The organism is Caulobacter sp. GW821-FHT11E11, from assembly GCF_058808315.1.
The window spans coordinates 41,109-55,378 of sequence record NZ_JBXARO010000003.1 but is presented as its reverse complement, the minus strand read 5'-3'; the positions used below and the strand labels follow the sequence as shown (position 1 = coordinate 55,378).

General features: G+C 68.8%; 11 protein-coding genes and 1 tRNA gene. 5 read left to right on the top strand and 7 right to left on the bottom strand.

The window, feature by feature from the left end; translation table 11 throughout:
* Positions 1–78: 78 nt before the first annotated feature.
* A complete protein-coding gene (locus tag AC1RR5_RS07555; protein WP_492920626.1) occupies positions 79–1,293 on the bottom strand; it encodes a methionine gamma-lyase in 1,215 nt (404 codons plus the stop codon).
* Between the two features lie 107 nt (positions 1,294–1,400).
* Between AC1RR5_RS07555 and AC1RR5_RS07550 the strand changes: the two genes are divergently transcribed.
* The 4 genes from AC1RR5_RS07550 to AC1RR5_RS07535 all read left to right on the top strand — a co-directional run bounded on the left by AC1RR5_RS07550 (position 1,401) and on the right by AC1RR5_RS07535 (position 6,080).
* Positions 1,401–1,859 (top strand): Lrp/AsnC family transcriptional regulator, encoded by a 459-nt coding sequence (locus AC1RR5_RS07550; RefSeq protein WP_492920624.1) that lies wholly within the window; start codon positions 1,401–1,403, stop codon positions 1,857–1,859.
* Positions 1,860–1,935: 76 nt separating this feature from the next.
* Positions 1,936–3,369, top strand: a complete 1,434-nt coding sequence (locus AC1RR5_RS07545; RefSeq protein WP_492920623.1) for a sensor histidine kinase — start codon at positions 1,936–1,938, stop codon at positions 3,367–3,369.
* A gap of 200 nt (positions 3,370–3,569) precedes the next feature.
* The gene (locus AC1RR5_RS07540) at positions 3,570–4,955 is read left to right on the top strand and encodes a glycoside hydrolase family 47 protein (protein ID WP_492920622.1); all 1,386 of its coding nucleotides are present in this window, start codon (positions 3,570–3,572) and stop codon (positions 4,953–4,955) included.
* Between the two features lie 117 nt (positions 4,956–5,072).
* Positions 5,073–6,080 carry a glycerophosphodiester phosphodiesterase family protein gene (locus AC1RR5_RS07535; RefSeq protein ID WP_492920621.1) on the top strand — a complete coding sequence of 336 codons (1,008 nt, stop codon included), beginning with the start codon at positions 5,073–5,075 and terminating at the stop codon, positions 6,078–6,080.
* Here AC1RR5_RS07535 and AC1RR5_RS07530 read toward each other — a convergent pair.
* The 5 genes from AC1RR5_RS07530 to AC1RR5_RS07510 all read right to left on the bottom strand — a co-directional run bounded on the left by AC1RR5_RS07530 (position 6,013) and on the right by AC1RR5_RS07510 (position 9,297).
* The gene (locus tag AC1RR5_RS07530) at positions 6,013–6,474 is read right to left on the bottom strand and encodes a hypothetical protein (protein WP_492920620.1); all 462 of its coding nucleotides are present in this window, start codon (positions 6,472–6,474) and stop codon (positions 6,013–6,015) included. The genes AC1RR5_RS07535 and AC1RR5_RS07530 overlap by 68 nt on opposite strands.
* 68 nt (positions 6,475–6,542) lie before the next feature.
* Positions 6,543–6,619: transfer RNA gene (locus AC1RR5_RS07525), tRNA-Met, on the bottom strand.
* Between the two features lie 44 nt (positions 6,620–6,663).
* Positions 6,664–7,716, bottom strand: a complete 1,053-nt coding sequence (locus tag AC1RR5_RS07520; RefSeq protein ID WP_492920619.1) for a glycosyltransferase — start codon at positions 7,714–7,716, stop codon at positions 6,664–6,666.
* A gap of 150 nt (positions 7,717–7,866) precedes the next feature.
* Positions 7,867–8,985 (bottom strand): NAD(P)/FAD-dependent oxidoreductase, encoded by a 1,119-nt coding sequence (locus AC1RR5_RS07515; protein ID WP_492920617.1) that lies wholly within the window; start codon positions 8,983–8,985, stop codon positions 7,867–7,869.
* A 27-nt stretch (positions 8,986–9,012) separates the two neighbouring features.
* Positions 9,013–9,297, bottom strand: a complete 285-nt coding sequence (locus AC1RR5_RS07510; RefSeq protein ID WP_492920616.1) for a hypothetical protein — start codon at positions 9,295–9,297, stop codon at positions 9,013–9,015.
* 50 nt (positions 9,298–9,347) lie between these two features.
* Between AC1RR5_RS07510 and AC1RR5_RS07505 the strand changes: the two genes are divergently transcribed.
* Positions 9,348–10,703: an APC family permease gene (locus AC1RR5_RS07505; protein ID WP_492920615.1), complete on the top strand. Its 1,356-nt coding sequence runs from the start codon at positions 9,348–9,350 to the stop codon at positions 10,701–10,703.
* On the opposite strand, the gene AC1RR5_RS07500 is transcribed toward AC1RR5_RS07505, so the two are convergent.
* On the bottom strand, positions 10,693–14,130 hold the full coding sequence (locus tag AC1RR5_RS07500; protein ID WP_492920614.1) for an indolepyruvate ferredoxin oxidoreductase family protein: 3,438 nt from the start codon (positions 14,128–14,130) through the stop codon (positions 10,693–10,695). The two genes, AC1RR5_RS07505 and AC1RR5_RS07500, sit on opposite strands and share 11 nt — an antisense overlap.
* Positions 14,131–14,270 lie beyond the last annotated feature (140 nt).

Below are 14,270 nucleotides of genomic sequence, written 5' to 3'. Positions count from 1 at the left end.
GGGAAGAGGCAGGTTCGGCAGGACTTCCCCCTCCGGCGCTTCGCGCCACCTCCCCCGCTAGGGGGAGGATCTCTGCTCTCAGGCCAGGGCCGCCACCTTCTCAGCTTCCAGCGCTATCTCCAGATCCCCCAGGATATCCCCTACCTCTTCCAGCCCCACCGACAGCCGCACCAGACCCTCGCCGATCCCGGCCGCCGCGCGTTCCTGCTGCGCGTAGGTCGAGTGGGTCATGCTGGCGGGGTGCTGGATCAGGGTCTCCGCATCCCCCAGCGACACGGCGCGGCGGATCATCGTCAGGCGGTTCATCATCGCCACGCCCGCCGCATGGCCGCCCTTCAGTTCGAAGGCGATCATGCCGCCGCCCCCGGCCATCTGCCGGGCGGTCAGGTCATGCTGCGGGAAGCTCTCCAGGCCCGGATAGAACACCCGGTCGACGGCCGGATGGGCCTCCAGCCAGCGGGCGACGATCTCGCCGCTCTGGCCATGACGGGCCATGCGCAGCGACAGGGTCTTGAGACCGCGCAGCACCAGGAAAGCGGTGAACGGCGACATCACCGCCCCGGTCATGTCCTTGACGCCCACGAGGCGCACGCGGGCCATGTCCTCGACGCCGCCGGCGGCGATCCCGCCCACCAGGTCGCCGTGGCCGCCCAGATACTTGGTCGCCGAGTGGACGACGATGTCCGCGCCCAGGGCGATCGGCCGGGTCAGGACCGGCGTGGCGTAGGTGTTGTCGACCACCACCTTGGCGCCGGCCCCTTTTCCCCTGTGGGCGATGCGGCTGATCGCGGCGATGTCCACCAGGCGCATGTTCGGATTGGCCGGGGTCTCGAAATAGACGATCCGGGTCTTGTCCGAGATCGCCGCCGCCAGCGTCTCGGGCCGGGTCATGTCGACCTGCCGCACCGTGACGCCGAACCGGGTCAGGCCGTCGCGCAGGAAGGCGAAGGTGCAGCCGTACAGGGTCTGGTCGGTGATCACCTCGTCCCCGGCCTGCAGGAAACTCCACAGGGTGGCGGTGATCGCGCCCATGCCCGAGGCGGTGGCGACGGCGGCCTCGGCGCCCTCCAGACTGGCCAGGCGGCGCTCCAGCAGGTCGGTCGTCGGGTTGGAAATCCGCGAATAGAAGTGCCCCGCCCGCGTGCCGGCGAACATCTCGCCGCCGGCCTCGGCGCTCTCGAAGGCGAAGGTCGAGGTCAGGTGCACCGGCGGCGTCAGCGCCCCGTGCTCGTCGGCCGGGTCATAGCCCGCGTGAATCGCCCGCGTGGAAAAGCCGCCCTGGTCGATACGCATGTGTCACTCCCTAATTCAGGTGACAGTGGCGCGGGATGGGCCGTGGTAGATTGCGAAGTCTGCCACGATGAGCTTCTCTTTTAGCAGATTCTGCTCAAGAGGCCGTCATGGACGCCAAAGACCGCCAGATCATCCGCGAGCTGCAGAAGGATGGCCGCCTGACCAACCAGGACCTGGCCGAGCGGGTGAACCTGTCGCCCTCCCCCTGCCTGCGCCGGGTGCGCAACCTGGAGGCCGAGGGGGTGATCACCGGCTACACCGCCATCGTCGACCAGAAGGCCTATGGCCTGCCAATCACCGTCTTCGTCCGCGTGCGCCTGGATCGCCACGGCCAGGACCTGATCAGCGGCTTCGAGGCCCAGGTGGCGCGGATCGACCAGATCCTCGACTGCTTCCTGCTGGCCGGGAGCGACGACTATCTGCTGCGCGTTATCGTCGACAGTCTCGAGGCCTACGAGGACTTCATGCGCCGCAAGCTGCACGCCATCCCCGGCATCGCCTCGATCGACACCAGCTTCGCCTATGGCGTCGTCAAGCAGACCCGTGTTTTTCCGGTCGCGAGCTAGCCGCGACGTCACCTCGCTACCGCTCACGCGAAATTCAGTCGAAGCCTTACCGTCCCGCCCGATACAATCGCGACCAATGATCGACGAAGCGCCACCACAGTCAGCATCCCCGATGGCGGCTTCCCCCAGCGTGACCACCGCGCTGAAGCACGCGCCGTTGGGAATCGCCATCTTCGACGGCCAGATGCGCTATCTGGCCGCCTCGCGCCAATATCTGACCGACCAGCGCCTGCCCGCCGACATGCCGCTGATCGGCCGCCGCCACTACGACGCCTTTCCCGAGGTGCCGCAGAAGTGGCGCGACCTGCACGCGCGCGTCCTGAACGAGGGCGTCGAGCTGCGCCACGAGGGCGACCCCTATGTCGACCGCGACGGCCGCACCGAGTGGATCCGCTGGTCGATGGCCCCCTGGCGCACCGACAACGGACAGATCGGCGGCCTGGTGCTGTACACCGAGGTCGTCACCGCCAATATCGAGGCCCGCCAGAAACTGGAGGCCGCCGAGGCCCGCTATCGCGCCGTCTTCGACCAGGCGGCCATGGGCGTGGCCCGCCTGACGCCCGGCGGCGACATCCTGGAGGCCAATGACAGCTTCTGCGCCCTGCTGCAGCGCCCGCGCGACGATCTGCTCGGCATGCCGATCCAGAACCTGGCCCACCCCGACTTCCTGGAGGAGGTCCTGGCCTCTAGCCGGGCGCTACTGAACGGCGAACGCGAGACCTGCGCGGCCGAGCGGCGCTTCATGGTCCCCGGCGGCGATGTCTGGATCCACCTGACCGCCTCGATGGTGCGGGTCGACGACGAGCCGGTCTACATCCTGGCGATCATCTCCGACATCAGCGTCCGCAAGCAGGCCGAAAACGCCCAGGCCAATCACCAGAGCCAGCTACGCCTGCTGATCAACGAGCTGAACCACCGCGTAAAGAACACCCTGGCCACCGTCCAGTCGATGGCCGCCCAGACCCTGCGCAACGAACCCGATCCCGTGGTGGCCTTCGAAAAGTTCGAAGCCCGCCTGATGGGGCTGTCGCGGGTGCACGACATCCTCACCCGCGAGAGCTGGCATGGGGCCGAGCTGCACGAGGTGGTCGAACGCGCCCTGCGGCCGTTCGACGAGTCGGGCGCCCGCGTGGGCGTCGAGGGTCCGCCGGTGCGCCTGCAGCCGGGCGGCGCGCTTACCATGGCGCTGATCCTGCACGAACTGGCGACCAACGCCTTGAAGTACGGGGCTCTGTCCAATCCCGACGGCCGCGTCGATCTCTCCTGGACCTACGACCCGGCCGCCCGCCAACTGGAGGGCCGATGGATCGAGAGCGGCGGTCCGAGGGTCGCCGAACCCACCCGCAAGGGCTTCGGCTCGCGCCTGATCGAGCGCAGCCTGCGTGGCGAGCTGAAGGGCGCGGCGGTGATGGACTATCGTCCCGAGGGACTGCATTGCACGCTCAGCGCGCGTTTGCCCGAGGCGCCGCCGGAAAACTCTGACGGAAACCCGACACTTCCGCTCGCTTAAGTGTCCTAATGGGAAACTTAGTCGACCACCGCATGGCGGGTGGCCTCCGGTTGTGTCGTCTTAGGAAGGCAGATCCCCCGGCTAATCCCACCAGCCGGGCGACTTTGTCGGCCGGGGTGTCGTGAATCCCGGCCGACCACTTTCCGCTCTCGCCACTTTCCGCTCTCGTTGGATGTCTCGACCGCCGGTAGGCTGGCGCCATGACGCTCGCTCGACTCACACGCCGCTGCGCCCTCACCGCCCTCGGCGCCGCGCTGTGCGCCCCTGGTCTTGCCTCCGCCCGATCGGAAGACTGGAAGGCCCTGGCCGCCGACGTCCGGTCTGAGTTCCAGTGGGCCTGGCAGGGCTATGTCGCCAAGGCCTGGGGCAAGGACGAGATCAATCCGGTCAGCGGAACCTCGCGCTCGTTCTTCATTGAGGGCCACGATCTGGGCCTCTCGCTGGTCGAGGCGCTGGACACCCTGTGGATCATGGGCCTGGACGCCGAGTTCCAGGCCGGCGTTGACTGGGTGAAGTCCAGCCTCTCCTTCGACGTCGACGGCGAGGCCCAGGTCTTCGAGACCAACATCCGCCTGGTCGGCGGCCTGTTGTCGGCGCACCTGGCTTGCGGCGATCCCGTGCTGCTGGCCAAGGCCAAGGGCCTGGCCGACCGGCTGATGAAGGCCTTCGACGCCTCGCCGCACGGCCTGCCCTGGCGCTATGTGAACCTGAAGACCGGCGCGGTCCGCGATCCCGAGACCAACCTGGCCGAGATCGGCACCTACATCACCGAGTTCGGGGTGCTGAGCCAGCTGACCGGCGACGACCGCTACTTCAAGGCCGCCAAGCGGGCCATGAAGCACGCCCTGGACCGCCGCTCGAAGATCGGCCTGATGGCCGCCAATATCGACGCCCGCACCGGCGAGTATCTCAGCCGCAACGCCAGCATCGACGTCTATGCCGACAGTTTCTACGAGTACCTGTGGGACGCCTGGGCGCTGTTCGGCGACGCCGACTGCAAGCGCTGGGCGGTCGAGTGCGTCGACGCCCAGCTGGCCCACCAGGCCAAGCGCTATGACGGCCGCCTGTGGTTCCCGATGGTCGACTTCGAGACCGGCGCGGTGACCTCCACCGCCCAGAGCGAACTGGCCGCCTACTATGCCGGCCTACTGGGTCAGGTCGGGCGCAAGGCCCAGGGCGACGACTACCTGGCCTCGTTCACCCACTTGCAGGCGACGTTCGGGATCATCCCGGAGTCGATCGACGTCACCACCGCCCAGCCGCGCCGCAAGCACACCGGCCTGCGTCCGGAATATCCCGACGCCTGCCTGAACCTGTGGCTGGTCGACCGCGACGAGCGTTATCGCGCCCTGGCGGCGATCCACTATCGGGAGATGAAAGCCACCAGCCGCGCCCCGTTCGGCTACACGGCGCTGAAGGACATCACGACCAAGCCGATGACCCAGGGCGACAACTGCCCTGGCTACTGGTGGTCCGAGCAGATGAAATACTACTACCTGCTGTTCGCCGACACGCCGCGCATCGACTACGGCCGGCTGCAGCTGAGCACCGAGGCCAACGTGCTGCGGGGCTTCCGCAAACCCTGAGCGGGGAGATCACGCGGAGGATGCGCCGCTCCCGCGCCGTCATCCAAGTAAGCCCGAACTGCCGTATGCTTGTCGCGTGAATCGGTCATGTGGCGTGGAGGCCGGAGGCCTTAGACCATGCGACGTCTCGCGTTCCCGATCGTCCTGACGCTGGCCCTGGCGGCCGGCTCGGCCCAGGCCGGCGCGTTGCGCGACCGCCTGTACGATCCGGCCGACGGCGTCCTGGTCGTCGCCCACCGCGCCTGCCACCAGCCCGCTCCCAGCCATGGTTTCGAGCAGAGCGTTCCCGAGAACTCGCTGGCCGCCCTCGAGCGCTGCGTGGCGCTGGGCGTCGATTTGGTCGAGATCGACGTGCGCCGCACCCGCGACGGCGCCCTCGTGCTGATGCACGACGCCAAGGTCGACCGCACCACCGACGGCAAGGGCCGCGTCGCCAACCTGACCTTGGAACAGGTCCAGGCCCTGCGCCTGAAAGACGCCCACGGCGGCGTCGAGCCTCCGCCGACCCTGGAGGCTTTCCTGCGCGCCGCCCAGGGCCGCATCCTGGTCAATGTCGACCTCAAGGGCTCGCTGGCCGACGAGGCCGCCGAGGTCGTTCGCCGCACCGACGCCGCCGACTGGGTGCTGTTCAAGGCCAAGGCCGGCCTGGGCGCGCCGCCGATCGCCGACCTGCCGCTGTACCGCGACCTGGCCTTCATGCCGATGGTCGCCGGCAAGGCCGCCAAGCGCCCGCTGGGCTTGGCCCGCATCACCGCCCGCCAGGCGTCCGGCGATCGCCAGATCCCGGCCGTCGAGCTGGTCTCGCTGCGTCGCCCGGGTTTCGTCGCCGTCCGTGACGCCGCCCGCACCGCGCGTATCCGGGTCTGGACCAACACCTTGGCCACCAAGGGCTTGCGGGGCGTGCTGGACCAGTCCGGCGACCGCAAGGCGCTGCAGGATCCGGACAAGGCCTGGGGCCGGCTGATCGACCAGGGCGTCAGCATCGTCCAGACCGACTATCCGGCAGCCCTGCTCGACTATCTGGACGGCCGCGACCTGCGCGGCCACGTCCCGACCGCTATCGCGGTCGCAGACGCGCAATCGCCTGCTCCAGCTTCGATCGGCGTTTCGTCCAGGAGTCGCTGAGCGCGGCGGCCTCGGCGTCGAGCGCGCGGCGACGGCGATCCAGCTCGGCCTCGGCGTCGCGTTGCTCGCTCTCCGCCACATCAAGCGCGACCTCGGCTTCGGTCAAAGCCTGCCTGCGCCTCGCCTCGGCGGCATCGTCCGTCTTCTTGACCTTGGGCTTTGGCAGCTTGTCGACCGCCGCCTTCAGCCCCCCTTCGGCCCGCCGGATCACCGCGCCCGGCGCGGCCAGGGCCGCCTTGGCGTCCGGCGCATCGGGCGCCTCCTGCGCGACGCCTTCCTTGAAGAGATCCCGGTCCGTCTCCCAGGCTTCCAGCGCCTTGACCCGCGAGGTCGCCGCCACAGTGTAGCGGTGGAAACCGTCCGACCAGGTGAAGATCTTGGGTGCGCGCGCCATGACGCGACAACGGCCAGCGCTGCAGCGCTGTTCCAAGTCTTTATATTCTAAGGGAAAGTAGTCCGTCCTGGTGGCGGGGGGCGGGATCGAACCGCCGACCTGTGGGTTATGAATCCACCGCTCTAACCATCTGAGCTACCCAGCCATCGCCAGGACGGACGCGGGTCATACCTCCGAGTGCGTCCCGTATCAAGCCTTGGATAGCATCCCGTCCAAGGCTGCTTCCAAGCGCCGCGCCAGCTCGCCGGGGCCATAGTCCTGCAACACCAGCTGGCGCGCGGCCTCACCATAGCGCCGAGCGGCCTCGCGGTCGCTGATCAGCTCGCCCAGGGCCTCGGCCAGGCGGTCGGGGTCGTCGTCGGGCACCAGGCGGCCGTTGACGCCCTCCTTGAGGATCTCGTCGGGACCGTCGATCTCGGTCGCCACCACCGGCAGGCCGACCGACATGGCCTCCAGCAGGGTCAGCGGGAAACCCTCCTGGTGCGAGGGGAAGGCGAACAGGTCGCCCGTGGCCAGGAAGCCGGCGACATCGTCGGTCCATCCAGTCAGCTTCACGCAGGGGTCGAGGTCCAGCTCCTTAATCAGGGCCTCCAGGTCGTCGCGCTCGTCGCCCTCACCGGCGATCTCGCAGGTGACGTCGAAGTCCCAGGCGCGCAGCTTGCCGACCGCGCGGATCAGGACGTCGAAGCCCTTCTTCACGTGCAGGCGGCCGGCGGCGACGATCTTCACCGACGCCCCTTCGCCGCGCGAGAACGGGCGGGCCTGGGCGCTGGGTGGCTTGACGGCATTGGGGATGAACCAGACGTGGTCGCGCGGCGCGCCGCGTTCGATCGCCAGCCGCGCCAGATGCCGGCCGACCGCCAGGTAGTGGACGCCGGGCGCCACCTCGAACGAGGGCTTGTGCAGGCAGACGGCCTGGACCGCATTGGCCGGGGCGACCTTGGCGAACACCCGCGCCGGGCGCTGGCCGTGGCTGAGGATCAGGTCCGGCGCGGCCGAACGCACCACGCCCTTGGCGGCGGCCAGGGTCAGCGGGTCCCAGTCGGTGAAGGCCGTCATCGGGACCAGCGGCGGCGTCCGGCCCGCCTCGCGCTCGGCGATCTTGCCGCCCTTGCGCACCACGCCGACGGCCTGGCCGCTGTGCTCGCGCGCCCAGGCCTCGAGGATCGGCTGGTAGTCGAGGAACACCTGCTCCAGGCCGCCCAAGCCCTTGCCCAGCATGGCGTGCAGGATGTTGGTCAAGGCAGGCTCCGGGCGTCGTTACGGGCCGGGACCATCGGAGGGCGCGGCCGTGGTGTCAACGCGGGAGCGCCCGCCTCTGATCCTACTTGCCGGTCGGTCGACATCAACATCCACGGGACGCGGGTTTAGTTTGAGCCCCATGGAGATTTGTCATGCGCCCAGCAGGCGGCTGGCGACCTCTTCGCCGATGGCCAGGCTGCTGGTCAGGCCGGGGCTCTCGATGCCGAACAGGGCCATCAGGCCGTCGAAACCGTGATCCTCGACGCCGCGAAGCTGGAAGTCCGGCTGCGGCTCGTGGGGTCCATGGAGCTTTGGCCGCACGCCGGCATAGTCGGGGATCAGCTTGTCGTCGGGCAGGCCCGGCCAGAACTTGCGGATATAGGCGGCGAAGGTCTCGGCGCGGGCCGGATCGATCGAATAGTCGGGCGCGGCGACATATTCCAGGTCCGGCCCGAACACCGCCTGGCCGCCCAGGTCGTTCCGGTAGTGGGTGCCCAGCGCCCCGTGGATCGGCGGCGGATAGATCAGCCGCTGGAACGGCGCCTTGCCGGCCAGGCGGAAATAGACGCCCTTGCCGTAGTGAGCCTTGGGGATGTGGCCCTCGGGATAACCCTCGATCCGCCCGGCGACGTCCTGCGACGACAGGCCCGGCGCGGTGACCAGCAGGCGGCAGGTCAGGCTGGTCGGATCGACGCCACCGGCCCGGACCTTGAAACCGCCGCCCTTGAAGACTTCGGCCCCTTCGAACGGCGTGCCCAGAACCACCACCCCGCCCGTGGCTTCGATCTCGCCCTGCAGGGCCAGCATGTAGTCGTGGCTGGCGAAGACGCCGCTCTCCGGCGACAGCAGGGCCGCGAGGGCGTTGAGGCCCGGCTCCAGGGCGCGGGCCTGCTCTCCGGTCAGGCGCTCCATGCCCTCGACGTCGTTGGCCAGGGCCTGGTCCCAGATAGCGTCCAGGCGCGGGATATCGTCATCGGACGTGGCCACGACCAGCTTGCCGCAGCGCTTGTAGGCGACGCCGTGCGCATCGAGGAACGCGTACAGCAGCCGCCGGCCCTGGACGCATAGCTTGGCCTTCAGCGACCCGGTCGGATAGTAGAGCCCGCCGTGGATCACCTCGGAATTGCGCGACGACACGCCCTGGCCGATGTGGCCCTGCGCTTCCAGCACCGCGACGACCAGACCGCGCTTGGCCAGGGCGTAGCCGCAAGCCAGGCCGACAGCGCCCGCGCCGACGACGACGGCGTCGAAGTCGAACTCGGTGGTCATTTCAGAGCCGCCCGATCAAGCCGGCGATCACGACTTCATTCCGGCCTTCAGGTCAGCCAACATCTCGGACAGGGACGGCAAGCTGTCGCTGTCGTCAGGGTCGACAACGTCGGCTTCCAGGACGTCCAGCAGCGCTTCCAGTTCGTCGGCGCCCCCGACGATTTCCGCCGCGCGGCGATAGTTCAGCTCGGCCAGCTCGGCCGCGACGCCCTCGTCCAGTGACGCGAACTCGCCGCGCTCGACTCGCGCTTGCAAGTCGGCGGCGTCCTCCGGGCTGAGCGTGACGGTCACGGGGTTCGGGAGCTTGTTCATGCCCGCCAGCCTAACACGAACCACCCATCGTGCCAGCGCGTTGGCTCTGCATGACCAGCCAGGCCAAAGCGGAAAAGCCGGAACTGTTGCGCGCCATCGGCCCCGTGCAGATGACCCTGTACGCCGCCGGCAGCATGATGGGCGCGGGCATCTATGGCCTGATCGGCAAGGCGGCCGGGCAGGTCGGATCGGCGGTCTGGGCCTCGTTCCTGGTGGCGTTGGTCGCGGCGTTGCTGACGGGCCTGTCCTACGCCTCGCTGGCCTCGCGCTATCCCAAGGCGGGCGGCGCGGCCTACATCACCGAGCGCGCTTTCCATCGCGGCCTGCTGACCCACGTGGTCGGCCTGGCGACGGCCTGTTCGGGCCTGACCTCGATCGCGGCCGGGGCCTGGGTGATCGGCGAGAACCTGCACACCTTCCCGGCGTTGTCGGCCGCGCCGCCGGTGCTGCTGGCCCTGGCCTATGTGGTGCTGATGGCCGGGATCGTGTTCCGGGGCATCCGCGAGTCGATCTGGGCCAACCTGGTCTGCACCTTCGTCGAGGCTGGCGGCCTGCTGCTGGTCATCGTGGTCGGCGCGAAGTTCTGGGGCGCGGCGGATCTCTTCGACATCCCCACGTCCGCCGACGGCGCGGCGACCAGCCTCGTGCCGCTGCTGATCGTGCAGGGCGCGGCCCTGACCTTCTTCGCCTTCGTCGGCTTCGAGGACTCGATCAATGTCGGCGAGGAGGTCAAGAACCCGCGCCGCGACCTGCCTATCGGCATCATCGCGGCCATGGGCATCACCGCCCTGCTCTATGTCGCCGTGGCGATCACCGCGGTCTCGGTCATCCCCTGGCGCGAGCTGGGCGAGGCCAAGGCGCCGCTGGCGGCGGTGATGGACAAGGCCGCACCGTGGCTGCCCGGCTGGACCTTTGTGGTCATCACGGTCTTCGCCGTCGCCAACAGCGCCCTCGTCAACTACGTCACCGCCTCGCGGCTGCTGTACGGCATGGCCCGCGACGGCCGCCTGCCGGGCGCTTTGTCCAAGGTCCACGCCGGCCGGCGCACGCCGCACGTGGCCATCGGCGTGCTGCTGGCCATCGTCTCGGCCCTGGTGCTGGCGGGCGACGTCACCCAGCTCAGCGAGGCCACGGCCCTGCTGCTGCTGGCCGTCTTCACCGTGGTCAATATCGCCCTGCTGGTTCTGCGCCGCCGACCGGGCGAGAAGCGCGGAGCGTTCGAGCCACCGGCCTTCGTCCCGGCCCTCGGCGCGACCGTGTGCCTGGGCCTGATCGGCGTGCGGGTAGCCACCGGCGACCTTGCCGCGCCATTGACGGCGGGCGGCCTGATCGCGGTGACGCTAGCGCTCTACGCCGTGATGCGCCGCCCGAACCCGACGACGACCCGCAGCCTCGCTAGGCGCTAGGCCCGCACCACTGCTCCCACAGCTTGGCCTCGGCCGCCTTGGCGGTGACCACCGAGGCGTCCTTGACGTGGCCATAGCCGCGGATCTGCTGCGGGATCTCGGCGATCTTGACCGCCAAAGGCAGGCTCTCGGTCGAGAGCCCGGCGGCCAGGCGGTCCAGGGTGACCTCGTACGAGGCCATCAGGCCGCGCTCCATCTTGCGCTCCTCGGTGTGGCCAAAGAGGTCGAAGGCCCCGCCGCGCAGGCCCTTCATCTTGGCCATCATCGGAAAGGCGACATCGAGCATCCAGCCGCCGAAAGCGATCTTCTTGGGCTTGCCGTCCGGGCCCTTGGGGGCCAGCAGCGGCGGTGATAGCCAGACCTTGGTCTGGCCGCCCTTGAAGGCGCCGGCCAGTTCGGCCGCGAACCGGCCGTCGGTGTAGAGCCGGGCGACCTCGTACTCGTCCTTGTAGGCCATCAGCTTGTAGAGGTTCACCGCCGCCGCGCGGGTCAGGGCTTCGCCGCCGACAGAGGCTTCCGCGCTGCGCACCTTGGCCACCTTGTCGGCATAGCGCTGGGCGTAGGCGGCGTTCTGATAGGCCGTCAGTTCGCGGATGCGATGAGCGATCAGTTCGTCCAGCGGCATGACCTCGGGCGTGGCGACCTTGTCTTCTTTCACCGCGATCGCCGACGGGTCGTGGGCGATGCGACGGCCCAGTTCGAAGGCCTGCAGGTTGGCCTCGGCGTCGACGCCGTTCAGCTTGATGGCGCGATAGAGGGCGCGGCTGGACAGCGGGATCACCCCGCGCTGCCAGGCAAAGCCGACCATGATCATGTTGGCGTAGATCGCATCGCCGAACTCGGTTTCCGCCAGGCGCTGGGCCGGGCAGGCGTCGAAAGTCTGGGTCGCGCCCTTGATCCGGCGGGCCATGGCCCCGCTGTCGAAACGCACATCGCGACTGGTGACGAACTCGGCGGTGGGGGCAAAATCGCTGTTGCCGAAGGCGCGGGTGCGGTCCTTGGCGTACAGCGACAGGCCTTCCGGCGAGGCGGCGACCAGCAGGTCGCAGGCGATCAGCACGTCGGTGCTGGCCGCGGCGACACGGCCGCCGACGATGCTGTCCTCGGTCTCGCCGATCTTCACGTGGCTGAACACCGAGCCGCCCTTCTGCGCCAGACCGGTCATGTCCACGACGCTGCCGGCGCGGCCGTCGATATGGGCCGCCATGGCCAGGATCGAGGCCACGGTGGTGACGCCGGTGCCGCCGACGCCCGTGAACAGGATCTTGCGCACCCCGACCAGTGGCTCGAACTCGGGTAGCGGCGTCGACTCGGCGGTCAGGGCCGCCGGCAGCTTCTTGGACTGGGCGTTCTCCGCGCCCTCCAGCGTGATGAACGAGGGGCAGAAGCCTTCGACGCACGAATAGTCCTGGTTACAGGACGACTGGTTGATCTTGCGCTTGCGGCCAAACTCCGTGGCCAGGGGCTCGACCGAGACGCAGTTGGACTTCACCGAGCAGTCGCCGCAGCCTTCGCAGACCAGCGGGTTGATGAAGACGCGCTTGGTGGCCTTGGGCATCGAGCCGCGCTTGCGGCGGCGGCGCTTTTCCGTGGCGCAGGTCTGGTCGTACAGCAGCACCGTCGTCCCGGCCGTGTCGCGCAGCATCTCCTGCACGCGCATCAGGTCCGAGCGCGGGAAGATCTCGACGCCGGGGGCCAGGTCTGTGACGCCCTGATAGCGCTCCAGTTCGTCGACGACGATGACGGTCTTGGTCACGCCCTCGGCCGCCAGCTGGCGGGTGATCTGGGCGGGGGTGAAGCCGCTCTCGGCGCGCTGGCCGCCGGTCATGGCGACGGCGTCGTTATAGAGCAGCTTGTAGGTGATGTTGGTCTTGGCCGCGACCGCGCCCCGGATCGCCAGCGAGCCGGAGTGGTTGTAGGTGCCGTCGCCCAGGTTCTGGAAGACGTGCTTCTCGCTGGTGAACGGCGCCGCGCCCACCCAGGTCAGGCCCTCGCCGCCCATGTGGGTGTTGAGGTCGGTCATCGGGTCGTTGAACCCGGCCATGTAGTGGCAGCCGATGCCGGCCAGGGCCCGCGAGCCGTCAGGCAGCTTGGTCGAGGTGTTGTGCGGGCAGCCCGAGCAGAAGAACGGCTTGCGGGCCTGGTCGGCGGCCAGGCTGACGGCCGCGACGCCGGCGGCCGAGACGCGGTTGAGGTAGGCGCGGGCCCGCTCCATGTGCGGGCCGTCCGGCAGGCGGTCGTAGATCGCCAGGGCGATTTCGGCGACCGACAGCGAGCCCAGTTCCGACAGCAGCGGCGCGCCGCGTTCGTCGATCTTGCCGATGATGCGCGGGCGCGCCTGAGCGGGCAGATCATAAAGCGCGGCCCGAGCCTGGGGCTCGATCAGGGCGCGCTTGTGCTCGATGACCATCAGGGCCTCAAGGCCGGCGGCGAAGGCGCGCAGGCCCAGGGGCTCCAGCGGCCAAGGCATGCCGACCTTATAGATGGAGACGCCCAGGTCGGCGGCTTCCTGCAGGGTCATGCCCATGGCCGTGAAGGCTTCCAGCACGTCCTTATAGGCTTGGCCCTGGCAGACGATGCCCAGGCGGGCCTTGCCCACCCGCACGTGCGAGGCGCCCAACACCACGCGGTCGATGTTGTTGGCGCGGGCGAAGGCCAGGGCCGCAGGGATCTTGTGGAGCCGCATGCGCCGCTCCTTCTCCATCGGCTGGTCCTTCAGGCGGATGCCCAGGCCGCCCGGCGGGAAAGCGAAGTCGGGGATCACCACCTTGTGGCGGTCCAGCGAGACGTCGATCGTCACGCCCGAGTCCATCGTGTCGGCCAGGGCGATCATGCCCGTCCAGAGACCCGAGAACCGCGACATGGAAATGCCCAGCAGGCCGTAGTCGAGCACTTCCTGGACGTCGGCCGGCGACAGCACCGGCATCTCGAAGTCCTGGAAGGCGAATTCCGATTGCGACGGCAGGGTCGAGCTCTTGCAGCCGTGGTCGTCGCCGGCCACCGCCAGCACGCCGCCGGTGGGGAAGACACCCGCGAAATTGGCATGCTTGAAGACGTCGCCGGTGCGGTCGACGCCAGGCGCCTTGCCGTACCACATGCCGAACACGCCATCATAAAGCGCGCCGGGGAAAAGGTTGGCCTGCTGGCTGCCCCACACGGCGGTGGCGGCCAGGTCCTCGTTGAGGCCTTCCTGGAAGACCACGTCGTGCGCGGTCAGCAGCTTCTTGATGCGCGCGGCCTGCTGGTCGAGGCCGCCCAGGGGCGAGCCGCGATAGCCCGACAGATAGCCGCCGGTGTTCAGCCCCGCGAGGCGATCCAGGCGCTTTCGATCGAGCAGAACCCGGAGCAGAGCCTGCACGCCGGTGATGAATGCCCGACCATCTTCGAGCACATATTTGTCGTCGAGCGTGACTTCCGAGTGCCGCATAGCAAAAATTTTCCTCCTGGGTCTTCCCGCCCGTTACGCAATATCTTATAGAAGCGCGGAAATTGTTTGCCCAAGGCGTGCCCGACTCGGGGTCGTTTTGCGCAAGAAGTGAGCGTCAACGCCCGCTGGGGGGAGGAATT

Coding starts and splice junctions, on each gene's coding strand:
- AC1RR5_RS07555 (WP_492920626.1), bottom strand. CDS start 1,293: ATGCGTATCGACCAGGGCGGCTTTTCCACGCGGGCGATTCACGCGGGC.
- AC1RR5_RS07550 (WP_492920624.1), top strand. CDS start 1,401: ATGGACGCCAAAGACCGCCAGATCATCCGCGAGCTGCAGAAGGATGGC.
- AC1RR5_RS07545 (WP_492920623.1), top strand. CDS start 1,936: ATGATCGACGAAGCGCCACCACAGTCAGCATCCCCGATGGCGGCTTCC.
- AC1RR5_RS07540 (WP_492920622.1), top strand. CDS start 3,570: ATGACGCTCGCTCGACTCACACGCCGCTGCGCCCTCACCGCCCTCGGC.
- AC1RR5_RS07535 (WP_492920621.1), top strand. CDS start 5,073: ATGCGACGTCTCGCGTTCCCGATCGTCCTGACGCTGGCCCTGGCGGCC.
- AC1RR5_RS07530 (WP_492920620.1), bottom strand. CDS start 6,474: ATGGCGCGCGCACCCAAGATCTTCACCTGGTCGGACGGTTTCCACCGC.
- AC1RR5_RS07515 (WP_492920617.1), bottom strand. CDS start 8,985: ATGACCACCGAGTTCGACTTCGACGCCGTCGTCGTCGGCGCGGGCGCT.
- AC1RR5_RS07510 (WP_492920616.1), bottom strand. CDS start 9,297: ATGAACAAGCTCCCGAACCCCGTGACCGTCACGCTCAGCCCGGAGGAC.
- AC1RR5_RS07505 (WP_492920615.1), top strand. CDS start 9,348: ATGACCAGCCAGGCCAAAGCGGAAAAGCCGGAACTGTTGCGCGCCATC.
- AC1RR5_RS07500 (WP_492920614.1), bottom strand. CDS start 14,130: ATGCGGCACTCGGAAGTCACGCTCGACGACAAATATGTGCTCGAAGAT.